Origin of the sequence: Aliidiomarina maris (assembly GCF_003987335.1) — a bacterium.
Classification (GTDB): domain Bacteria; phylum Pseudomonadota; class Gammaproteobacteria; order Enterobacterales; family Alteromonadaceae; genus Aliidiomarina; species Aliidiomarina maris.
Map to the genome: position 1 here is coordinate 23580 of NZ_PIPK01000011.1, position 22761 is coordinate 46340.

The 22761-nt window shown below is 51.2% G+C and carries 19 protein-coding genes; 10 read left to right on the forward strand and 9 right to left on the reverse strand.

The window, feature by feature from the left end; translation table 11 throughout:
* Positions 1–119: 119 nt before the first annotated feature.
* Positions 120–3314 carry a serine/threonine-protein kinase gene (locus CWE07_RS11060; protein WP_111570046.1) on the forward strand — a complete coding sequence of 1065 codons (3195 nt, stop codon included), beginning with the start codon at positions 120–122 and terminating at the stop codon, positions 3312–3314.
* Here CWE07_RS11060 and CWE07_RS11065 read toward each other — a convergent pair.
* On the reverse strand, positions 3311–3616 hold the full coding sequence (locus tag CWE07_RS11065) for a hypothetical protein (protein ID WP_111570047.1): 306 nt from the start codon (positions 3614–3616) through the stop codon (positions 3311–3313). The genes CWE07_RS11060 and CWE07_RS11065 overlap by 4 nt on opposite strands.
* A 152-nt stretch (positions 3617–3768) precedes the next feature.
* Here CWE07_RS11065 and tgt point away from each other — a divergent pair, with 152 nt between their 5' ends.
* Entirely contained in the window at positions 3769–4905 is a 1137-nt protein-coding gene (tgt, locus tag CWE07_RS11070; protein WP_111570104.1) for a tRNA guanosine(34) transglycosylase Tgt, read from the forward strand.
* A gap of 70 nt (positions 4906–4975) precedes the next feature.
* Here the strand turns inward: tgt and queA are convergent, their stop codons facing one another.
* The 7 genes from queA to tkt all read right to left on the reverse strand — a co-directional run bounded on the left by queA (position 4976) and on the right by tkt (position 12787).
* Positions 4976–6016 (reverse strand): tRNA preQ1(34) S-adenosylmethionine ribosyltransferase-isomerase QueA, encoded by a 1041-nt coding sequence (gene queA / locus CWE07_RS11075; RefSeq protein WP_111570048.1) that lies wholly within the window; start codon positions 6014–6016, stop codon positions 4976–4978.
* A gap of 53 nt (positions 6017–6069) precedes the next feature.
* Entirely contained in the window at positions 6070–6525 is a 456-nt protein-coding gene (locus tag CWE07_RS11080) for a cyclic nucleotide-binding domain-containing protein (RefSeq protein ID WP_111570049.1), read from the reverse strand.
* Positions 6526–6635: 110 nt separating this feature from the next.
* On the reverse strand, positions 6636–7403 hold the full coding sequence (locus CWE07_RS11085) for a DUF481 domain-containing protein (protein WP_111570050.1): 768 nt from the start codon (positions 7401–7403) through the stop codon (positions 6636–6638).
* A 31-nt stretch (positions 7404–7434) separates the two neighbouring features.
* A complete protein-coding gene (gene fba, locus CWE07_RS11090; protein ID WP_111570051.1) occupies positions 7435–8499 on the reverse strand; it encodes a class II fructose-bisphosphate aldolase in 1065 nt (354 codons plus the stop codon).
* 25 nt (positions 8500–8524) lie between these two features.
* Positions 8525–9712, reverse strand: a complete 1188-nt coding sequence (locus CWE07_RS11095) for a phosphoglycerate kinase (protein WP_111570052.1) — start codon at positions 9710–9712, stop codon at positions 8525–8527.
* 52 nt (positions 9713–9764) lie between these two features.
* Positions 9765–10793, reverse strand: a complete 1029-nt coding sequence (gene epd / locus CWE07_RS11100) for an erythrose-4-phosphate dehydrogenase (RefSeq protein ID WP_111570053.1) — start codon at positions 10791–10793, stop codon at positions 9765–9767.
* Between the two features lie 2 nt (positions 10794–10795).
* Positions 10796–12787: a transketolase gene (gene tkt / locus CWE07_RS11105; protein WP_111570054.1), complete on the reverse strand. Its 1992-nt coding sequence runs from the start codon at positions 12785–12787 to the stop codon at positions 10796–10798.
* Between the two features lie 262 nt (positions 12788–13049).
* Here tkt and metK point away from each other — a divergent pair, with 262 nt between their 5' ends.
* The 7 genes from metK to CWE07_RS11140 all read left to right on the forward strand — a co-directional run bounded on the left by metK (position 13050) and on the right by CWE07_RS11140 (position 18410).
* A complete protein-coding gene (gene metK / locus CWE07_RS11110; RefSeq protein WP_111570055.1) occupies positions 13050–14195 on the forward strand; it encodes a methionine adenosyltransferase in 1146 nt (381 codons plus the stop codon).
* A gap of 1 nt (position 14196) precedes the next feature.
* The gene (locus tag CWE07_RS11115) at positions 14197–14925 is read left to right on the forward strand and encodes a 16S rRNA (uracil(1498)-N(3))-methyltransferase (protein WP_111570056.1); all 729 of its coding nucleotides are present in this window, start codon (positions 14197–14199) and stop codon (positions 14923–14925) included.
* Between the two features lie 50 nt (positions 14926–14975).
* A complete protein-coding gene (gene gshB / locus CWE07_RS11120) occupies positions 14976–15932 on the forward strand; it encodes a glutathione synthase (RefSeq protein WP_111570057.1) in 957 nt (318 codons plus the stop codon).
* Positions 15933–16004: 72 nt separating this feature from the next.
* On the forward strand, positions 16005–16562 hold the full coding sequence (locus CWE07_RS11125; RefSeq protein ID WP_111570058.1) for a YqgE/AlgH family protein: 558 nt from the start codon (positions 16005–16007) through the stop codon (positions 16560–16562).
* Positions 16562–16993, forward strand: a complete 432-nt coding sequence (gene ruvX, locus CWE07_RS11130) for a Holliday junction resolvase RuvX (RefSeq protein WP_420836549.1) — start codon at positions 16562–16564, stop codon at positions 16991–16993. The genes CWE07_RS11125 and ruvX overlap by 1 nt, the downstream gene beginning before the upstream one ends.
* Before the next feature lie 123 nt (positions 16994–17116).
* On the forward strand, positions 17117–17407 hold the full coding sequence (locus CWE07_RS11135) for a hypothetical protein (protein ID WP_111570059.1): 291 nt from the start codon (positions 17117–17119) through the stop codon (positions 17405–17407).
* On the forward strand, positions 17373–18410 hold the full coding sequence (locus CWE07_RS11140; RefSeq protein ID WP_126819005.1) for a hypothetical protein: 1038 nt from the start codon (positions 17373–17375) through the stop codon (positions 18408–18410). Before CWE07_RS11135 ends, CWE07_RS11140 begins: the two co-directional genes overlap by 35 nt.
* 35 nt (positions 18411–18445) lie before the next feature.
* On the opposite strand, the gene CWE07_RS11145 is transcribed toward CWE07_RS11140, so the two are convergent.
* Complete coding sequence (locus CWE07_RS11145; protein ID WP_111570061.1) at positions 18446–19882, reverse strand: PhoH family protein; 1437 nt, start codon at positions 19880–19882, stop codon at positions 18446–18448.
* A gap of 219 nt (positions 19883–20101) precedes the next feature.
* On the opposite strand from CWE07_RS11145, the gene CWE07_RS11150 reads away from it, so the two are divergent.
* Positions 20102–22750 carry a helicase-related protein gene (locus CWE07_RS11150; RefSeq protein ID WP_111570062.1) on the forward strand — a complete coding sequence of 883 codons (2649 nt, stop codon included), beginning with the start codon at positions 20102–20104 and terminating at the stop codon, positions 22748–22750.
* The last annotated feature ends 11 nt before the right edge of the window (positions 22751–22761 follow it).

The following is a 22761-nucleotide window of genomic DNA, read 5'->3' on the forward strand; positions in this document are numbered from 1 at the left end:
TAAGTGCATCAGTCGTATAGTAACTCAATAAATTAAAAAAGAAGATGTCAGGGAGACAGCGCCGACCACTGCACGGATAGATACGCAGACCCATGATAATAATAAAGTAGCAATGCTCGATGACAGACTCAAATAAACCTAACGCATCGCATCTTGGCTCGTCTGACTACGACGATGAGCCCACGCTGGCTTCACATGATGCGCAACCACAGTACGCCCGCCACACGTTCCCGTACCCGATAAATCGCCGTTATCGATGCTTGGGGCTGTTAGGCCAAGGCTCGTCCGGGGCGGTTTATAAAGCCTTTGACAGCCAGTTACAGCGTGAAGTCGCACTTAAGTTTATTCATCAGGACCAGCTTGCTGAGCGTCAACGTTTACTGGCCGAAGCGCGCGTACTTGCGAAGCTTGAACACCCTCACATTTGTAAAGTGTATGAGGTCGCCGAAGAGGGCGCAGCCGTGTACTTGGTGATGTCGTACATTGATGGTGCTCACCTGAACCAATGGCGCGAGCAGTTCTCGTTGCAGCAACGGGTGCGTATTATTGCTGACATTGCCGATGCCCTTGATAGTGCGCATCAACAAGGTATTGTGCATTGTGACGTTAAGCCTGCCAATATAGTGCTACGCCAAGGCACGCATCAAGTCGATGCCATTTTGGTCGATTTTGGGATTGCCCATGCGAGCTACCATAGCGTTACGGGTGTCAGTGGCGCTGGTACCGAGAGCTACATGGCGCCTGAGCGCTTAAATTCTGAACTTGACAGCGTAGCCCCCGGCCCTGCGATTGATATCTACGCGCTTGGCGCAACCTTGCGCTTTATTCTCACGGGCAGTCATAGTAGTGATATGCAAGCGCTGCCCAAGGATTTACGCTTAATTATTCAACACTGCTTAGCCGTTGACCCCAGTCAGCGTTACCCCAGCGCAGCGCAGTTGCATGCCGACCTGTGTGCTTGGTTGGAGCAACGCCCCATTTCTCTGCGCCGCTCACCACTGTATGTCACCCAGCGCCTTTGGTCGCGCAGCCGCTGGTTCCGGGCGACCACAATTGGTGTCATGATAGTGTCTCTGGCGAGCTTTAGCTTCTTTACCAGCTACCAGCAAACGCAACACCAACGCCAGTTGGAGCAGTTAGATTTGAGCGCTCAAGTGGTACAGCGAGAATACCAAATTGAGTCTATTTATCGCGCGCCTCGACACAACGTCAGGGCCAGTTTGCAGGCGTTACGGGCGGACGCTGACCGCTGGTACACCAACGCAGCGGAGCAACCTGACTGGTTAGCAGCGACCCATTTCGCCGCTGCCGGGCGCATCTATTATCAACTATTTGATAACGAACGCGCCCTTGCGAGCCTGTCCCGTGCATGGCAGCTCGGTGACCGCTCTGAGCGCACCGCTACTACCTACGCATTGACCATAAACCGCTTCGCATTTGACGCCAAGCGCCAAGCGCGTGCGCTACCAACGCCTGCACAACGCGAACAAGCTATCGCCGATGCGCAGCAGACATATAATGCCCTTGCACTGGATATTTTGCAGCAAAGTCGCAACACCAGCTTGCCACGGGATTACCTGCGCGCTTTACAGTTATATTTGAATGATGCCCCCGAACAAGCCTTGCGCGTGCTACGCAATGCTCAGTTTCCTCATTGGTTTTATCAAGGTTACGAGCTGCAATTGCAAATCAGCGAAGAATTGGCGCAAGATGTGCTCGATGGCTACACCGACGGCGATTATCTTGACCTCGTACGTATCAATGAGCGCGCCTTCGAACGCCTGACGGAACGTGTACCGTCTTATATGCCCGCCTACCTGCTGCGCAGTGCATTATTACTGGCATTGCAAGTGACGCGCGAGAATGAGCACCCGCAGTACCGCGCGAATGCGACAAGCTGGATGGATGACTTACCTGGCCTCTATACACAGATGCAACGGCTTGATCCGAATCACCCTGAATATTTATCGATGCACGCGCGTTATTACATGCTCTTGCACGTACGTCTTCATTTGGCTGAACTCACCCCATCACACTATTTGCAGTTAGGCGCACGTTTGTACGAACAAAGCCTGCGCGAAAGCTATCGGCGCGGCTGGAGCGACGATCAACGTATCAATATATATCAAGGTATCCTGCGCCATTATGAAAGCTATTTGAATTATCTGACCAACAATGGTCGCGACGCATCTCAAGTGCTGGCCCGCTATCAAGTCGTATTACACCAAGTGCCTACGTTGTACCGCGGTAGCAATTTCTATATGAGCTTAGCCAACGCCTATGCCTCCCAAGCGCGTCAAGCGGACACTTACCAGGCGCGTAATAGCTTGTTTGAGGCCGCCGACGAAGCCTATGCCGAAGCCCAACGCCGATCACCGGAACTGTTAGGCATTCAGGCGAACTATGCGCGCATTCTCAACACGTGGGCGCAATATTTACCCAAGCCAATGGCTCGCGACACGCGCTCGAGGGCCATCGACCTGATTAGCCCGGTGCTTGAACAAGCACCGAATAATGTGGCGGTGAATTTTAACTACGGCACAATCTATTTAGACCAAGCCGGGTTAGTGGGTAATTTAGGTGACCAAGAGCTGGCCGCTGATTTAATGGACAAGGCCGATCGAGCCATGGCGCATATGGTCAGTTTAGCCCCGCTTTTGGACATAGGTCGCCAACGCTGGGCTGATATTTATTTGTTCTTTAACCATTTACTGCCTGAGCCTTTAAGCGAAGCGGCGCGCTTTGCGAAAATTATCGAAATTCTCGATTTAGACAACTTTAGTCCTCAGGAATCCAGCATGTCATATGTGCGTTACATGGAGCTACTTCAACAGCGTCACTTTGCGACCCAGCAGGCCGAGTATTTAAACGAGTTAAAGCGAGTGCTACTTGATGTGTTAATCCCAGATATCGAAGCCCGTGGCGAAGGTATACACGCTTACGCCGATTACGCGCGCAACCTGTTATATCTGAGCCTTCATACCAACGACCCAGCTCAGCAACAGGCTTGGTTATCATCTGCAGATGCCTACTTTTCAAAGCAAACCGATAGCAGTTTGAGTCGGTTCAACGTCACGGACACCGCCAATATCACCGCTGCAAAACTGGCTAAAGTGATGGGCTTGACCATACAGACAGGGGCGCATCAAAGCGAATTACAGGCAGCGTTAGCGCAGCTTTCGCAGACTTGTGCACAAGGAATTGCACTTGAGGAAGAAGGTTTTATTAGGGATATGTTCTTGGTAGAAGCACAAAGAATATGGGCATTAGTTGAGCAGCACACGCAAGTATCGTGTGCTGCGCCAGCAGCTTAGGCGTCGATAATGACAGTGCCCTCGCCATAAATTGTGTCACTGGCTTGCCCGTCTTTGACTTCATGAATGGTAAACGGGTGTTCACCGCTGCCGCTTAATTGCTTAAGCTCGAACAATACCGCTTCTTCATGGGTCACACGAATCGGTGCAACCCCTTTGAAACGGACTTCGGCTTCCAGCTTAGTAAAATTTTCAAAACGCACACGCCCTTTGCTCGAGGCCACCACGTTTCCCTCTGGAAATGAGCAGGTCAAGTTATCACCAATGGTTGCTCGGATTAATACGGAATTCGCCTCACTCATAACATCTCCTCATGCAGCGTATAAAACTTGCCGTTCACTGTGACGGCAACCTAAAAAGCATAGCACAGGCTGACAAAAGCGCGCGCGGCTGCCCATTCACCGAAAGATTTGTGTATAATCGCGCCAGTTTATGCAATATCAACGTGGTGACTATGAAGTTTGAACTGGATACAACAAGTGGCCGTGCCCGACGTGGGCGAATGGTGTTTGCCCGCGGTACGGTGGAAACCCCCGCATTCATGCCGGTCGGCACCTTGGGCACTGTCAAGGGGATGACCCCTGAAGAAGTCAAAGAGACGGGTGCGCAAATTTGTTTGGGTAATACCTTTCACTTGATGTTGCGCCCAGGTACTCAAATTATTCAGCAGCACGGTGACTTGCATGATTTCATGCACTGGGACGGCCCTATTTTGACCGATTCAGGCGGGTTCCAGGTGTTTAGCTTAGGTGAACTGCGCAAAATATCAGAAGAAGGCGCAACCTTCCGCTCACCGATTAATGGCGAAAAAATCCTGCTAACACCTGAGAAATCCATGCAAGTGCAACGTGAATTGGGCTCTGACATTGTGATGATTTTCGATGAGTGTACGCCGTATCCAGCCACCTACGAGCAAGCTCAGGTGTCGATGGAGCTGTCACTGCGTTGGGCACAACGTTCGAAAGACGCCCATGAAGGCAACCCAGCTGCGTTATTTGGTATTATCCAAGGTGGTATGTACGAAGATTTACGTGACGTTTCGCTGCATGGCTTAACTGATATTGGCTTCGATGGCTATGCCATTGGCGGTTTGTCGGTTGGCGAACCGAAAGAAGACATGATGCGCGTACTTGATCATACTGCACCACAAATGCCAGTTGATAAGCCACGCTACTTAATGGGTGTCGGTAAACCTGAAGATCTGGTGGAGGCAGTGCGTCGTGGGGTCGATATGTTTGACTGCGTGATGCCAACCCGTAATGCGCGAAATGGCCATTTGTTCGTCAGTGACGGCGTGCTGAAGATTCGTAACGCAAAGCACCGCACTGACCCAAGCCCGTTAGACGCGAACTGCGACTGTTACACCTGTAAAAACTATTCGCGCGCTTACTTACACCACTTGGATCGCTGTAATGAAATTTTAGGCGCGCGCTTGAATACCATTCACAACCTGCGCTTTTATCAAATTGTGATGCAGGGCATGCGTGACGCCCTCGACAACGGTACTTTTGATGACTTCGTTAGCGAGTTTTATGCCCAACGCGGCTTGCCAGTGCCACCACTGGGTGATGCGCCAGCAGCAAGTGCTTAGCGCATAGCACAGCATAACAAAAAAGGTCTGCATCCAACTGCAGACCTTTTTTTATGCCTCGCTATCTATCTTAGCCGGCGCGATTATGTAAGAACATGGCATCGCCGTAGCTAAAGAAACGATATTCATGCTGCACCGCACTGGCGTAGGCATTCAGCATAATATCGCGGCTGGCAAACGCTGATACCAGCATCAATAGTGTCGATTCCGGCAAATGAAAATTGGTCACCATGGCGTCCACTACCGCGAATTGGTAGCCTGGGTAAATAAAAATATCCGTTTCCGCGAAAAATGGCTGTAAGCCTTCACCCTGACTCGCGCGCGCCATCGATTCTAAAGAACGCACCGACGTCGTCCCCACCGCAATCACTCGATTGCCACGTGCTCGGGCTGCCTGAATCGCATCTATGGTGTCTTGCCCTACTTCCGCATATTCGCTATGCATCACGTGCGCTTCAATGCTCTCTACCCGTACTGGTTGAAACGTACCCGCCCCTACGTGCAAGGTCACATACGCAAATTCAACGCCCTTATCTTGCAATTGTTGCAAAATCTTCTGGTCGAAGTGCAAACCCGCGGTTGGTGCAGCTACCGCACCTGGCTTGCGGTTGTACACCGTTTGATAGCGTTCACGATCACTGTCTTCGTCTGGTCTATCAATATAAGGTGGCAACGGCATATGCCCATGGGCTTCGAGCAGTTCCAGCACTGTTTGCGGCGCGTCAAAGTGCAGCTTAAATAATGCGCCTTCACGGCCAATCACCTCAGCTTCAAACGCATCTTCTAAACGTACACGAACACCTGCTTTTGGTGCGCGATTGGCACGTACATGCGCTAATACATGGTGTTCATCCAGTACGCGTTCCACAAGCACTTCAACTTTACCGCCTGACACCTTCTGGCCCAGTAAACGCGCAGGGATAACTCGCGTGTCGTTGAAGATAAGTAGATCGCCTGGGTTGATGGCCGCAACAATATCGCCAAACTGGCTGTGGGTCAGTTCGCCAGTGCTGGCATCAACTTGCAACATACGACTGGCACTGCGCTCGGGTTGCGGATAACGCGCAATTAATTCATCAGGGAGATCAAAGCTAAAGTCTGCGACTTTCATCGAGTTCTTATTTCCTTTACAACAGAGCGAGCAACATACCCGGTATACTTGGGTTATACGCGGTGCAACTCTAAACGTTCATTCAAATGCACAATACGCTTGGCCATACCGCGAATAATCGCGTCTTTGACTTTATCGCGTAATGCCGAGCCAATTGAGCGTAAACCTTGGTTATCAATGCGAAACAAAATGCAGTCGGTAGCAGCGATCACGCTGGCACTGCGTGCCTTGCGCGTTACGAACGAGCTCTCACCGATAATCTCACCGCTGCGCACCGTACCTAGTTCTTGACCACCTTTCTCAACTCGCACGGTGCCTGACAGCAGCAGGTAAAGTGAGGTGTCCATGTCACCTTCCTGAAATACTGGGCGCCCAGTTTTACAACTATACAGACGCAGTTTATCGTCCAGAAGAAACCGGCGTTCGTCGTTACTAAATGCAGCAAAGAAATCCAGTCGGTTCATGATTTCAAGCAACTTTAGTTTTGAGGCGGATTGAATCGCTCGCATACCAATGGTCCTGTACTAACGCTTACTCATAGATGTTTGACTAGATAGTAAAAAGCGCGACCCGAAGTCACGCTTTCAATTGCCGCATACTAGGTTGCGTATATGACACTCTAAAATGAGTACACAACGGTCACTGCGGTTTCAGTGTCCAGCTTTTCAGGAATACGCCCTGAAGGCTGTGGAAAAACAGTACTATTATGGGTCATCGTGAGCGACACACGCAAGGCAAGTGCCGAATTCAGATTCGCCGTTACAGCAGACACCGAACGCGTACGCACATTGTCATCACCCACTTCAGTTGCAATACTTTGAGTAAAACGAGAAGTAGGCGAAATATCCCAGTTCAAACGGCCAGCCAGTCTAACTATCCAGTCACCTTCGGTCTCGCCAGTGTCACGACGCTTGTCGTACGAATAACCAGGACCCACTTCGAAGTCAGCAAATAGCCCTTCACGCCACGTATAACGGTTACCGTAACCCGCCGCTATGGTTGATTGGTATTCATAACTTTTAAAGCGGTCATCCTCATACGAGGCATAAAGAAACAGTGATGAGTTGCTGTCTTCTTCAAACTTACGGTTGGTTTGTGCTGATGCGAAAAAACGGTCGGCATCGACAATGCTTTCACCTTCCGCGTTATCAGTCTCTTGGCGATAGTAATCGAATTCACCCTGGTGGCGCCACAATGCGACCTCACGCTGCAAATTCAACTTACCTTTCCATGATTGTGATTCGGTGTTACCCGAACGAATCAATAAACCAACTTCCACCTCAGCCTGCCAGCCCTCGTCATCAGGCGTGACCGCTTGAGCTTGATGGCTGGATGCGAGTAGCAATGCAACTGACGCCGCAGTTGCTGAATATGTAAATACTGACATGTGAATTCCTATCTTATTTTACAGTCGCTTTTTATTTTACAGTCGCTTTTAGCGCACCGCTTTCGTAGCGCTTAAACATGTCTTCTAGCGACACGGGCTTAATTTTATCGGCGTGGCCTGCAGTACCAAAGGCTTCATAGCGCGCTTTACAGATGTCGTACATGGCATCCGTGGCCGCTTGTAAATATTTGCGCTGGTCGAAGTTGCTTGGGTTCTGTGCCAAGTGACGGCGAATCGCACCCGTTGACGCTAAGCGCAAGTCAGTGTCGATATTGACTTTACGCACACCGTGACGGATACCTTCTTGAATTTGCTCCACTGGCACACCGTAAGTTTCTGGAATTTCACCACCAAACTCATTAATGATTGCCAACCAATCTTGTGGCACTGACGAAGAGCCGTGCATCACTAAGTGAGTGTCAGGAATGCGCGCGTGAATCTCTTTAATGCGCTCAATTGACAGAATGTCACCTGTCGGTGGACGAGAGAACTTGTACGCACCGTGTGACGTGCCACAGGCAATCGCAAGGGCATCAACCTGGGTTGCTTTAACGAAATCTGCTGCTTCTTCCGGGTCAGTCAGTAACTGATCGTGAGTCAGCTTACCTTCTGCACCGACGCCGTCTTCTTCGCCAGCTTCGCCCGTTTCAAGTGAACCTAATACACCTAACTCACCTTCAACTGACACCCCGCACGCATGCGCCATTTCAACCGTACGGCGAGTCACTTCAACGTTGTAGTCGTAATCGGCAGGCGTCTTACCATCGTCACGCAACGAGCCGTCCATCATCACTGAGCTAAAGCCCAACTGAATCGAACGTTGGCATACCGCTGGTGAGGTGCCGTGGTCCTGGTGCATCACCACCGGAATATGTGGCCATTCTTCTACTGCAGCCAAAATTAAGTGGCGCAAAAATGGGGCACCTGCATATTTGCGTGCGCCCGCTGAGGCTTGCACAATCACAGGGCTGTTGGTGTCATTGGCGGCCATCATGATAGCGCGCATTTGCTCAACGTTATTGACGTTGAACGCTGGAACACCGTAACTGTACTCGGCTGCATGGTCGAGTAGTTGGCGTAATGAAATAAGTGCCATGTAATAAACTCCTTAAACGTATTTGTTATGCCTGGCTTTCTTTGGCACGTGCTTCCAAAATTGCGACTGCGGGCAAAGTTTTGCCCTCTAAAAATTCTAAAAATGCGCCACCGCCGGTAGAAATATAGGACACCTGATCAGCCATACCGTATTTATCAATGGCCGCTAAGGTATCGCCACCGCCAGCGATGGAAAACGCCGAGCTTTTAGCAATCGCATCGGCAATCGCGCGGGTGCCTGCGCCAAATTGCTCAAACTCGAAGACCCCGACAGGGCCATTCCAAACGATGGTGCCGGCATTTTCAAGTAACTGCGCTAAAGCAGCCGATGTGTCAGGCCCAATGTCAAAAATCATATCATCAATCGCGACGTCGCTCACAGCTTTGACTTCCGCCGCAGCGTCTTCAGCAAACTTCTTGCCGGTTACGACGTCACTTGGTAATGGAATATCTGCACCGCGGGTCTTAGCGGAAGCTGCCAGCCGTGACGCTTCTGCCACTAAATCGTCTTCACATAATGACTGACCGACTTGATGGCCTGCCGCTTTAATAAATGTATTGGCAATGCCACCACCGACAATCAGTTGATCAACTTTGCGCACGAGCGAGTTGAGTACCGTTAGCTTGGTCGATACTTTCGAGCCGCCAACAATCGCTACCAACGGACGCTTCGGCTCTTTCAACGCTTTACCCAGTGCATCAAGTTCAGCCACCAACAACGGCCCAGCACATGCAATAGGTGCGTACTGCGCCACACCATAGGTCGATGCCTGAGCACGGTGTGCCGTACCAAAAGCATCCATCACGAAAATATCGCATAACGCAGCCAGCTTTTTCGCTAGCCCAGGGTCGTTTTTCTTTTCGCCCACGTTAAAACGCACGTTTTCAAATACCACTAACTCGCCACCCGCGACTTCCACGCCGTCTAAGTAGTTAGTTTCCAGACGCACAGGGAAATTCAACGCCTCAGCTAAGTACGTAGCGACGGGGGCCATTGAATAGGCGGCATCGAACTCGCCCTCTTCAGGGCGGCCAAGATGCGACATCACCATCACTTTAGCACCCTGCTCCAGCGCTTGCTGCAAGCTGGGTAAGGCAGCACGTAAACGCGCGTCAGAAGTAACCTTGCCGTCTTTGATCGGCACGTTTAAATCTTCACGAACTAACACGCGCTTGCCGCGTAAATCAAAATCTGTCATTGCCAAAACGCTCATAGCGATTTCCTTTTTTGCAGTCTAATTCGGTTTGCCCGGGCGCGAATGTGCCTTAATGTGCATGCACCTGATGCATGCTCAGGGCGGTATCCAACATGCGGTTGGCAAAGCCCCATTCGTTATCACACCAAGCCAATACTTTTACCAGATGACCATGACTGACACGTGTTTGCGTACCATCCACGATACTTGAGCGCGGGTCATGGTTAAAGTCAATTGACACCAATGGCTCCATAGTAAAGCCTAAAATGCCACGTAATTCATGCTGGGCAGCCTGTTGCAGCGCACTATTCACAGCCTCAATATCCACTGCCTTACGCACGGTCACACTCAAATCCATCACCGACACATTGGTCACTGGCACCCGCACTGCGATGGCTTCAAAGCGCCCGGCAAATTGCGGTAATATGCGCTCAATACCGCGGGCTAAACGCGTATCTACCGGGATAATGGATTGCGACGCTGCGCGGGCTAATCGTGGGTTAACGTGGTGCGCATCAATCACTTGCTGATCATTCATCGCCGAGTGAATGGTCGTAATGGTGCCAGAATCGACGCCAAAGGCGTCGTCCAGCACTTTGATCACCGGCACAATACAATTGGTGGTGCACGAACCATTCGATACGATGGTGTGCGCAGCATCCAAGTCTTGCTGATTGATACCTTGAATCACCGTCATATCGACATCGGGTGCCGCTGGATGGGAAAACAACACGGCGCGCGCACCAGCGTGAAGGTGCGCCTCGGCGTCTTCTCGCGAACCAAACACACCGCTGCACTCAAGCACGATATCAACCTGATGTGTGGCCCAATCCAAATCGGCTAAACGACTGTGGTGGCTCAATGCAATCAGGTCTTCACCGACTTGCAAGTGATGGTTTTGCACATCCACAGGCACCGCAAAGCGCCCGTGGGTACTATCATACTTTAGTAAATGCGCAATTGAATCAGCCGGTGCAGGGTCGTTCACTGCAACCACTTCAATTTGGTCGCGAAAGCCCGACTCGTACAGGGCGCGCAGTACGCTGCGCCCAATCCGACCTAACCCATTAATTGCTACCCGAACCACCTGGTCGCTCAAGCTTATACCGCCTTCGCCGTGTTAACGATGTTGGCTACCGTGAAGCCAAAGTGTTCAAACAGTTGCTCGGCAGGCGCCGACTCACCAAAGGTGGTCATGCCCACGACCGCGCCATCTAAACCGACATATTTAAGCCAGTAATCAGCAATACCTGCTTCAATCGCGACACGACGACGTACTGAATTCGGTAATACGCTGTCTTTGTAGTCGCTGCTCTGAGCATCGAAAACATCGGTACTTGGCATCGACACCACACGTACTTTCTCACCACTATCGCTCAGTTGCTGTGCCGCTTGCATCGCGAGCTCAACTTCAGAGCCCGTAGCAATCAGGATCAACTCAGGCGCGTCGGCGAAGTCTTTCAACACATAACCACCGCGGTTAATGTCAGCCAATTGCTGTGCGGTGCGTGGCTGTGGTGCTACCCCTTGGCGAGTAAACACCAAAGCTGTGGGGCCGTCTCTGCGCTCAATCGCAGCTTTCCAGCTCACTGCTGATTCAACCTGGTCGCAAGGGCGCCAGGTGTTCAAATTCGGGGTTACACGCATGCTGGCCAATTGCTCAACCGGTTGGTGAGTAGGGCCGTCTTCACCCAAGCCAATTGAATCGTGAGTGTATACGAAAATAGCGGGTTGCTTCATCAGTGCGGCCATGCGCACGGCGTTACGGGCATATTCCATAAACATCAGGAAGGTCGCACCGTAAGGCACGAAACCGCCATGCAATGCGATACCATTCATAATCGCCGACATACCGAATTCACGCACGCCATAGTAAATATAGTTACCGCTCGCATCGTTATGAGTAAGTGGCTTCGACTGGTCCCACAACGTAAGGTTAGAGCCAGCTAAATCCGCTGAACCACCAAGCAACTCAGGCAACAATGGGCCATAGGCATTCAAAGCTTGCTGTGATGCTTTACGCGTCGCCACCTTTTCTGGGTTCGCTTGTAGTTTTTCAATGTAGGCTTGTGCTTGTTGGCTAAAGTCAGCTGGCAGTTCGCCTGCTAAGCGGCGCTTCAGTTCAGCCGCCAATTCTGGGTGCGCAGCGGCGTAGTCCGCCATTTGCTGTTGCCATTGCTGCTCAGCCTGCTGGCCTTTCGAGTTGGCGTCCCATGCTTGATACACATCTTGAGGCACTTCAAACGGACCAAATTCCCAGCCCAGTTGTTTACGGGCCAACGCGATTTCGTCGTTGCCCAATGGCGCGCCATGGCAAGATTCTTTACCCTGCTTGTTCGGCGAACCAAAACCAATCACCGTTTTACAGCAAATTAGGGTTGGTTTGTCGGTGGTGGCACGAGCCGCTTCAATCGCGTTCACAATCGCGTCGCTGTCATGCCCATCAACGCCACCAATCACATGCCAGCCATAGCTTTCAAAACGTTTGACGGTGTCGTCGGTAAACCAGCCTTCCACTTCGCCGTCAATGGAAATGCCGTTGTCGTCATAAAACGCAATCAGTTTGCCTAAGCCCAATGTGCCTGCTAATGAGCATACTTCGTGGGAAATACCTTCCATTAAGCAGCCGTCACCCAAGAAGGTATAGGTGTAGTGATCGATAATATCGTGGCCTGGCTGGTTAAATTGCGCAGCCAATACTTTTTCCGCAATTGCCATACCTACTGCATTACTAATGCCTTGGCCTAATGGGCCGGTGGTCGTTTCAATACCCGGCGCATAGCCATACTCCGGGTGACCTGGGGTTTTTGAATGCAGTTGGCGGAAGTTCTTGAGTTCGTTGATATCTAAATCGTAGCCTGTCAGGTGCAACAACGAATAAATCAGCATCGAGCCATGGCCGTTGGACAATACAAAACGGTCGCGATTTGCCCATTCCGGGTTGCTTGGGTTGTGCTGCAAGTAATCACGCCACAACACCTCAGCAATATCGGCCATCCCCATCGGGGCGCCTGGGTGACCAGAATTAGCCTGCTGAACTGCGTCCATACTAAGGGCGCGAATGGCGTTGGCAAGATGACGACGTTGGGACATGAATCACTCCTGAAAATGGGCTCTGGGTTGGCGCAGCTAGGCATTGTCATGGTGCGCCGCTGAACTTTTCCACGGCCACCACGTAATCAACGACACGGATGCTACACGCTATCGATTGTAGACCTGCGCGCGTATTGTCCACAATTCGCGCCGTACACGCAAATTTAACGCTGCGTTCAGACTTATAGACGTCTAAAACTGGATTTTTCAGCCAAAAACGTCTAGAGTAGCGGCGATTTTAAAATATGAGAGAATTATTGCTATGCCACGACACCTATTTACCTCTGAGTCTGTCTCTGAAGGTCATCCGGATAAAATTGCTGACCAAATTTCGGATGCGGTGCTGGACGCTATCCTACGCGAAGACCCAAAAGCGCGCGTTGCCTGTGAAACCTACGTCAAAACCGGCATGGTTTTGGTCGGTGGTGAGATTAACACCCACGCATGGGTCGATGTGGAAGACTTAGTACGTAATACCGTGCGCCGCATTGGTTATACCCACTCTGACATGGGCTTTGATGCGGATAGCTGTGCGGTATTGAATGCCATCGGTAAGCAGTCTCCAGACATCAACCAAGGGGTTGACCGTGGTGCGCCAGAAGAGCAAGGCGCCGGCGACCAAGGCTTAATGTTTGGCTACGCGTCAAATGAAACTGATGTGCTCATGCCTGCACCGATTACTTATGCACACAAATTAGTTCAGCGCCAAGCTGAAGTGCGTCGCAACGAGTTACCCTGGTTACGTCCGGACGCCAAGAGCCAGCTGACCTTTGTTTACGACGACGGCAAGCCAGTGGGTATTGATGCGGTGGTATTATCTACCCAACACGCCGACAACTATAGCCTGAAAGATGTGCAAGAAGCGGTGATGGAACATATCGTCAAGCCAGTGTTACCGGCAGAATGGGTGACCAAAACGACTAAGTTCCACATCAACCCGACTGGTAAGTTCGTGATTGGTGGCCCGATGGGCGACTGCGGTTTAACCGGGCGTAAAATTATTGTCGATACCTACGGCGGCATGGCGCGTCACGGCGGTGGTGCGTTCTCGGGCAAAGACCCTTCTAAAGTTGACCGCAGTGCTGCCTATGCGGCGCGCTATGTGGCGAAAAATATTGTCGCGGCGGGGTTAGCTGAGCGCTGTGAAGTACAAGTATCCTATGCAATTGGTGTGGCTGAACCGACCTCGATTAGCCTTGAGACCTTTGGCACCAGCCAGTACGACGAAGAGACCTTAATTCGTGTTGTGCGCGAGCACTTTGATTTACGCCCATATGGGCTGATTCAAATGCTTGATTTAGAGCGCCCGATTTATCTGCCTACCGCGGCTTACGGCCACTTTGGACGCGAAGAATTCCCGTGGGAGCGCACTGACAAGGCAGCCGCACTGAAAGACGCGGTACGTTAATATGCGCATACCTCGCATTTACCATAGCCAACCGCTAGTGGTTGGCACGGTGATAGCGCTTGAAGCAGACGCGGCCAACCATGTTGGCCGCGTTTTGCGCTTACAAGAAGGGCATAACATTGAGCTTTTCTGTGGCGATAACCACAGCTATAGCGCCTGCATTAGCGCCGCATCGAAAAAGCACGTAGAAGTTCGGGTTGAGTCCAAAGTAGCTGCCAGCGTCGAATCACCGTTACAGGTGCATTTAGTGCAAGGCATTTCGCGCGGTGATCGGATGGACTTTACCTTACAAAAAGCAGTCGAGCTTGGCGTCAGCAGTATTACGCCCGTGTTCACTGAACGCTGTGGGGTCAAACTGCAAGGTGAACGGCTTGAGAAAAAGCAGCTTCAATGGCAAAAGATAGTCATTGCGGCATGTGAGCAAAGTGGCCGTAACCTGGTGCCTACCGTACACACCGCTGTGACTTTAGATACGTATTTAGACCACGCAGATCGGCCGCAAACCTTAACCCTAGAGCCCAGTGCGGAATATTCACTTAAAAGCGCGCCTGTGGCTCAAGAACTCGCGCTATTAATTGGCCCTGAAGGTGGCTTTTCCGCTGCCGAAATTGAACGCACCCGTCAGGCTGGGTGTATTGCGGTGCGATTAGGGCCTCGCGTCTTACGTACCGAAACTGCTGCATTAACTGCACTGGCGGCGTTGCAGGCAAATCACGGTGATTTAGTTTAGCGCCTCGTGTACACTTTTTTATTCTATTCTTCTGAATTCCTGAGGTTGGCATGAAAGTTGGCATTATCATGGACCCGATTGAGACGGTCAAAACCTACAAAGACACAAGTTTCCGTTTAGCATTAGAGGCGCAAGCCCGCGGCCATGAGCTGCTGTATATGGAAATGAATGATTTGTTTATCGACGGCGGTAATCCCATGGCATTCGTGCGCCCACTGTCGGTTGTCGACCAAAAAGAAGACTTTTATACCTTGGGCGACGGCTGCGATATTCACTTGGGCGAACTCGATATTATCCTAATGCGCAAAGACCCGCCCTTCGATACCGAATTTGTGTATGCCACCCACATTTTAGAACTCGCTCAGCAAGCGGGGGCCTTGGTCGCTAACCGCCCACAAAGCTTGCGCGATTGTAGCGAAAAGCTATTCACTGCATGGTTCCCAGACACCATCAGTGCGACTATCGTGACCCGCGACGCGCAGCGTATTCGCGAATTTCACCAAAAGCATAAAGACATCATTTTGAAACCCTTAGACGGGATGGGTGGTGCATCGATTTTCCGGGTCAAAGACGACGGCAACAATTTAGGCGTGGTGATTGAAACACTGACCGCCCATGGCCAGCGTTTTGCGATGGTGCAGGAATATTTACCGGCGATTAAAGACGGCGACAAGCGCATCCTGATTATTAATGGCGAGCCGGTGCCTTATTGCTTGGCACGCGTGCCATCTGCAGGTGAAACACGCGGCAATCTGGCCGCTGGCGGCAGTGGACGGCCACAACCGCTGAGCGACAGTGACTGGGCATTAGCCCGTCGCGTCGGCCCAAGCTTAAAAGAAAAAGGCTTATATTTGGTGGGTTTAGACGTGATTGGTGACCGTATTACCGAAATTAACGTGACCAGCCCAACCTGCATGCGTGAAATTGAAAATCACTACGAGATCAATATTGCGGCGAGCTTGTTCGAACAACTGGAAAACGACGTAACGGCGAAAAAAACAGCCTAAGGGTTGCTAACGCGCTTTATAAATCGTCGTTTTACCACCATATTTAGTACTGGTGCCGTTGTGGAGTAGCCTATGAAAAGCTTACAGAATCATTTTTTAATTGCCATGCCTGACATGCAAGATTCGTTTTTTGAGCGCACCGTGACCTATATTTGTGAGCACAATGACGAAGGTGCGATGGGCTTAATTGTGAATCAGCCTGTTGAAATGACACTGCAAAAGTTGCTGCAACAAATTGAAATTCAAGTTCCGGGTGACAGTGCACTTGAACGCACCCATGTCTATGCCGGTGGCCCCGTGGGCACAGATCGCGGCTTCGTGTTGCATCAACCCCAGGACGGCTGGCGCAGTAGCTTGCAGTTAAGTGACGATATTATGATTACGACCTCAAAGGATATCCTGGAGAGCTTTGGCTCGATTCATGCGCCAGACAAGTTTCTTTTGACCTTAGGTTATGCAGGTTGGGACGCCGGCCAACTCGAAGAAGAGCTTGCCAGCAATAGCTGGTTAACGATTCCGGCAGATGCTGATATTTTGTTTAATACGCCAAGTAATGAGCGCTGGCAAAAGGCCACTGAAAAGCTGGGTATCGACCTGTGGCAGTTAGCGCCTGGCGCAGGACACGCCTGATGTCGAGTGTGATGGCATTTGACTTCGGTACACGCAGTATTGGGGTCGCGATTGGACAAGCGATAACGGGTACAGCTAATCCATTAGCTGCGATTAAGGCGCAAGACGGCACCCCAAGTTGGGAGCTGATTGCGCAATTACTCAGTCAATGGCAACCAAGTTTATGCGTCGTTGGCTTGCCCCTTAACATGGACGGTACAGAACAACCGATGACTGCGCGCGCGCGTAAGTTCGCTAATCGCTTGCATGGCCGTTTTGGTGTCGCTATCCATTTACAGGACGAGAGGTTAACCACTGCAAGTGCCAAAGAGTATTTATTTGAGCGCGGTGGTTTTAAAAGCTTAGGCAAAGGTGCCGTTGATAGCGCGTCCGCCTGTTTAATTTTAGAAGATTATTTTCGCCAACCGTCTGAGCCCCAAGCAAAAGCATAAACTTTGCTTGGCTCAGCGGGGGCTTTTCGTTATATTGACGCCTTAGTTTACATGCAGTAGTGAATATACAGCTGGTGCATGCAATAACGCACTTTATTGACGCTTGAAAGAGAGGGCACCGCCTTGTTCGGAAGAGAAGAACCATACACAGTGACTGGCAATACCATTTCACTGACCGATGACAACAAGTCATTGTTGTTGGTGACACCTAGTCGCTATGACAATATTTTGGTAAGCCGATACGGTGTTGAACTGACCGATCTTGAGCCGGTACGTCGTCCTAACGTTAAAAATGTGGTGTTAAGCGAACTGTTTAAACGTGATAAGACATTTTTCTTTATTCGTGCTGGCGGCGTTGAATACCAAGTAGACCTTAAGTATGTCGACAGCCCTATCAGCGAAGTTAAGTTTTAAGTTACGCCATTCCCCGCGCCGCCGTGTAAGCGGCGCCTTTGCCCTACTGCTGGCCTTGCTCCTAAGCGCCAGCATGGCTAGCGCTCAAGCCAGCACTGCATTTCAATTTAATCGTGACCATGCCGATGGCAGCGTGCATTTGCACTATGGTTTTGAGGATATCGAAGGTCAACGCCAGCAATGGCAGCTGACATTTTCGCAGCAAGATATGTTGCGCCAGCCTGTGATGTTTCGACCCTTAAGCCCTGCCCGGCTGCAACGAGCGCTATTACAGCAGCAACGTGAGTTTGCACGTCAACAAGGTTGGCGCGGCGCGCAAGTAGAGCTCGATAATGGCCGTTTGATCTACCAACTGCACAATCGCATCGGCGCACCTGAAAATGCGTTGTCAACATGGCGGGCACGAGAAGCCGACGCGCGTGCTGGAATATTGCGCCAGCATTACTATCAAAGCTTACGCCTACACACGGGTAACACCGGCTATACCCCTGATCATCCGCGCGTGGCGGCAGAATCGGTCACCTTGCTAAGCCCTTTAATTGCGCAACTTGACCACACCCTAAGCGCAACCTACGACGATTACACCCCGCGCCAGGCGCTTGCCTACGTCAGTCATTTTATTCAGCAAATTCCCTACGCTGAATTGAGCGACCGTTTGCAAAGCAATGGTGCTGGTTTTGTGACCCCTGGCAGGCTTTTGCATGATAATCGCGGGGATTGCGATTCGAAAGTGACATTGCTAGCGGCGCTAATGGCTGGCTTATTTGCGGACGTCGAGCGACGCATCGTGTACTTACCCGGCCACGCCATGTTTGCGCTCGCCCTTGACCCTGAGCCCGACGATATATTTCTGCGTGACCGGGTGGCAGACGCTGACAATGACGAGCGTGCAACCTTTGTCATCGCTGACCCCACCGGGCCTGCCCAACTAAACGTCGGCGAAGCCGCGCGCGCTTACCAAAGTCATTTACGCAGCGGCGCGGTTACTTTAAAACCGATATAACCGCGCCGCCGGGTTTATTACACAGGGTTAGAGCGTTATAAGTTCTCTTCTGCGTATTGCGCCAACGAGCTACGTACGACACCATTTAAGTTCATGGTGGCACTACCATGGTAATTCTTAAATCGTTCCACTAAATAGGTTAAGCCAGAGGTCAACGGGGTTAAGTAATAGCTGTCGATTTGAGCCAGGTTCCCCGAACAAATGATTTTGGTGCCAGCACCGCAACGGGTAATAATGGTCTTCAATTGCGATGCCGTCAGGTTTTGCGCTTCATCAAGCAATACAATCGCATTTTGGATACTACGCCCGCGCATAAAGTTAATTGACTTGAACTGAATGTTGGCCTTTTTCATGGTGTAGTCCAAGCTTGACTCCATATGCTCATCGGACTTATGCAACACTTCTAAACTGTCAGTAATAGCTGCCAACCACGGCGCCATTTTCTCTTCTTCGGTGCCGGGTAAAAAGCCGATGGATTCAGCAATTTCTGGGGTACTACGGGTAACAATGATTTTCTCGTAAATGCCCTTTTCCACCACCTGCTCTAACGCGGTGGCTAAAGCCAGTAAGGTTTTACCACACCCGGCAGGGCCAGTCAGAATGACTAAATCAATCGTCGGGTCGAGCAATGCGTTCATGCCCATAGCTTGGTAAATATTCTTTGGCGAGATACCCCACGCCCGTTGTCCCATCAAACGCTCACGGCCAATGTCCTGAATTTTCACATAGTGACTATCGTAGCTTTCAACCCGCGCTGCGAAATGCTCCGTTTCATCCGTGATATATTCGTTGGGGAACGGGTTAGGAAACACTGACAGTGGAATGTAATGATAGGTGTCACGACCGTCTTGTTCACTGCGTACGTCGGTTACTTGGCTCCAAAAGTCGCCGGGGAACTGATAAAACCCCTTCGACAACAACTTAATATCGTCAATCAACTGATCGGTGCGATAATCTTCAACCCGCTTGACCCCAGCACCCTTGGCCTTAAGCCGCATATTGATGTCTTTGGTGACCAGTATCACCGGCCCTTTATTTTGCTTTTGAAGCTCTAATGCGGTCTGAATAATGCGGTGGTCATTTTCCGTCAATGACATGGATGCATCTTGCTGACGCAACTGAAAGTCAGGGAAGATGGATAAATGGCCTTCAGCTTGATGCTCACCGCTGACCCGGGTTAACGGCACGCCCGCGGTGATTTGCTCTGGGGATGCCTCGTGTAGTGCTTCTTCTAAGGCTCGTATCGCCACCCGTGCGTCGCGGCTAACGTCTTTCTGGCGGTCTTTAATGTTATCCAGCTCCTCCAGCACCACCATAGGAATGATGACGTTGTGTTCGTCGAAATTAAGGAATGCAAGCGGTTCGTGCAGCAGGATATTCGTGTCGAGGATATAATGTTTAACGTTGCGGTTAAGGGTTTGGTCAGTTGTTAGAGCGGTGTCACCGCTTCGCTCCGAGCGCGTTTTTGGCATAGAATACACCTCTTGGTTGGCACGATTATGTTCTTATCTACTAGCCATCACTATTCTTTTAGCATAGCCAAAGCTGTTCCGACAGCTATTTAATAACAAACTTTTTACCCTTTCATGACAGCGCCTTTGATACCATAGCGCGCCCCAAGGTGTGGCTTGAGTTAGCGCGCACTAAGGTCAATTTTCAGCAGTATGTAAAAGTTGTAGGAAGGCATATCTTTGAGCGAATTTGCAATCGGCCAACGTTGGCTTAGTGAAACAGAAATTGAATTGGGTTTAGGCGTTGTAACCGGTATTAACGGTCGCCAAGTGTCCATCATGTTCCCAGCAAATGGTGAAATTCGCGCCTATGCCAGCCATAACGCGCCTCTGACGCGTTTTCGTCTCGACCAAGAGGACACTGGCACCCACAGTGACGGCTGGACATTTAGTGTGCAAGACCATGACGATGTGGATGGCCTGATTGTCTATGCGGGCACTCGTGATGGCGAGGCCGTGCAAGTTCCTGAGACCCAACTGCACTATCAGGTTCAGCTAAGTAGTCCCTTGAACCGCTTGCTGGCGGGCCAACTTGACCGCGTCAACCACTACAACCTGCGCCAGCAAGCTGGCAATGCAATGCGCCATTGGCTGGATCACCCTGCACGCGGGTTACTTGGGGCGCGTATCGATGTGCTGCCGCACCAAATGTATGTAGCGCATAGCGTCGGTCAGCGCGTCAAGCCACGCGTGCTATTGGCCGATGAGGTTGGCTTAGGTAAAACCATTGAAGCGGGGTTAATTTTACAGACCCAACTATTGAATGCCCTTGCCCAACGAGTGCTTATTCGGGTGCCAGACCCTTTATTGCACCAATGGATGATTGAATTACGCCGCCGCTTTAATCTGGCATTTAGCATTATTGATGAGAGCTTTTGTGAAGCCGCTGCTGAAAGCGGACAAAACCCATTCGAGCAAGTCCAGTTGGCGTTATGCCCTGCCTCATTACTTGACGATGAAGACGTACAAATGCAAGCACTGGCCTGTGACTGGGACATGGTGGTGGTTGATGAGGCGCACCAATTAAGTGCTGAGCAGCGTGACTTAATCGGTGACCTGGCTGAAGGATGCGGGCTGTTACTGCTGACTGCGACCCCGGACCAAGGGGGCGCCGACACCCACTTTGCCCAACTTAATTTGCTCGACCCTGAACGCTTTCATGACTTGGCAGCGTTTCGTGCCGAGCAACAGCAGTATCAACAAGTGGCGACTGAAGCTGCAGGTTTGGCGGCCGATAGTGATGCGCTCAATACCTTGTTAGACGAGCACGGCACCGGCCGCGTACTTCTGCGCAATACCCGCGCCAATGTGTCTGGTTTCCCGACGCGCCAATACCACCCCCATGAACTGGAGCATGATGCTCTCAGTGGCGAGTCAGAGCTCGATGTCAAGGTCGCTTGGCTACATGCTTTTGCACGCCAACATGGCGGCGATAAAATGCTGGTGATGATGCAAACCCAAACCCAAGTTGAAGAAGTCGCTGCCAGCCTGCGGGTTAAGTTCGGCCGCCATTGCGCCTTGTTCCACGAAGGTATGACACTGATTGAGCGTGACCGCGCAGCGGCATTTTTTGCCGACCAAGAGGACGGCGCCCAATTGTTATTAAGTTCAGAGATTGGCGGCGAAGGGCGTAATTTTCAGTTTGCACGCCATGTCATCATGCTGGATTTACCTGAACACCCTGACAAACTCGAACAACGCATCGGTCGTCTTGACCGTATCGGTCAGCTCGACACTTTTGATATTCACGTACCTATGGTGGCAGGCAGCTTAGATGCACGCTTAGCCACTTGGTACCACCAAGGCATGCAGGCATTCACCCAAGCCAATGCGACGGGCCATGCGCTGTTGCTGAGCTTAGGCCGTAAGCTGAAAAAAGGATTGCAAGGCAGTGAGGATGAGTTCGCAGCCTTGGTTGAGCAAACTGCTGCGCAAGTGGCCACTATTCGTGAACATATGGGCGCGGGCCGCGATCGCTTGCTGGAACTGAATAGCTGCCGTTTAAGTGTGGCCAAGCCTTTATGTGATGCCGTGTTAGCCAGTGATCAAAGCACAGAGCTGGCGACATTTATGTTTAGCTTTTGGGATCAGTTCGGCGTCGATGTTGAAGACAAAGACGATCAGCGTTTAATTATTAAGCCCGGCCAAAACTTTGCTGCCAATGGCTTACCTGGTATGGACGAAGAAGGGTCCTTAGTGACGTTCGATCGCCGCACCGCGCTGCATTACGACGATGTGCAGTTCCTGACCTGGGAGCACCCGCAAGTGCTGACCGCCCTTGAGCTGGTCATGACCGAGCAGCACGGTAGCACCACAGTCGCGATTTTGAAAAATAAGGCTCTGCCTGCCGGACATTGGTTTGTTGAAATGAATGTGCGTGCCAGCCTGCCGAGCGCACCGACCCTTGGCTTAGAAAAGCTGTACCCGACACCGACCTTACGAATTTTGAGTGACGCCCAAGGGCGCAACCTTAGTGCCAAGATCAGTGCCGACACGCTGAATAAGCAATTGCACTTCGTCAATAAAAAAACCGGTGCGCAAATGGTGAAAGCGTTGCGTCAGCCTTTGCAACAGGTGGTTAAATCGCAAATGGACGAGGCCCAAACCTTACTGTTGGCAAGTTGCCAGCAAGCAGCCACGAAACGCCTGACTCAAATTGACCAAGATATTCAGCGCTTGCAAAGCCTGAAGATGCGCAATCCAAGCATTCGCCAGGACGAAATTGATAGCTTGCAGGCGTTGCGCCAGCAATGGCATGATGCCTATGCTGCGCCGCAGGTGTCGCTGGATTCATTGCGCTTGATTATCAATGCGGGCGCAGATAGTTAGGAGCCCTTCAC

Coding starts and splice junctions, on each gene's coding strand:
- CWE07_RS11080 (WP_111570049.1), bottom strand. CDS start 6,525: ATGCGAGCGATTCAATCCGCCTCAAAACTAAAGTTGCTTGAAATCATG.
- fba (WP_111570051.1), bottom strand. CDS start 8,499: ATGGCACTTATTTCATTACGCCAACTACTCGACCATGCAGCCGAGTAC.
- metK (WP_111570055.1), top strand. CDS start 13,050: ATGCCACGACACCTATTTACCTCTGAGTCTGTCTCTGAAGGTCATCCG.
- queA (WP_111570048.1), bottom strand. CDS start 6,016: ATGAAAGTCGCAGACTTTAGCTTTGATCTCCCTGATGAATTAATTGCG.
- CWE07_RS11085 (WP_111570050.1), bottom strand. CDS start 7,403: ATGTCAGTATTTACATATTCAGCAACTGCGGCGTCAGTTGCATTGCTA.
- CWE07_RS11065 (WP_111570047.1), bottom strand. CDS start 3,616: ATGAGTGAGGCGAATTCCGTATTAATCCGAGCAACCATTGGTGATAAC.
- tgt (WP_111570104.1), top strand. CDS start 3,769: ATGAAGTTTGAACTGGATACAACAAGTGGCCGTGCCCGACGTGGGCGA.
- CWE07_RS11095 (WP_111570052.1), bottom strand. CDS start 9,712: ATGAGCGTTTTGGCAATGACAGATTTTGATTTACGCGGCAAGCGCGTG.
- gshB (WP_111570057.1), top strand. CDS start 14,976: ATGAAAGTTGGCATTATCATGGACCCGATTGAGACGGTCAAAACCTAC.
- CWE07_RS11145 (WP_111570061.1), bottom strand. CDS start 19,882: ATGCCAAAAACGCGCTCGGAGCGAAGCGGTGACACCGCTCTAACAACT.
- CWE07_RS11125 (WP_111570058.1), top strand. CDS start 16,005: ATGAAAAGCTTACAGAATCATTTTTTAATTGCCATGCCTGACATGCAA.
- ruvX (WP_420836549.1), top strand. CDS start 16,562: ATGTCGAGTGTGATGGCATTTGACTTCGGTACACGCAGTATTGGGGTC.
- CWE07_RS11060 (WP_111570046.1), top strand. CDS start 120: ATGACAGACTCAAATAAACCTAACGCATCGCATCTTGGCTCGTCTGAC.
- CWE07_RS11115 (WP_111570056.1), top strand. CDS start 14,197: ATGCGCATACCTCGCATTTACCATAGCCAACCGCTAGTGGTTGGCACG.
- tkt (WP_111570054.1), bottom strand. CDS start 12,787: ATGTCCCAACGTCGTCATCTTGCCAACGCCATTCGCGCCCTTAGTATG.
- CWE07_RS11140 (WP_126819005.1), top strand. CDS start 17,373: ATGTCGACAGCCCTATCAGCGAAGTTAAGTTTTAAGTTACGCCATTCC.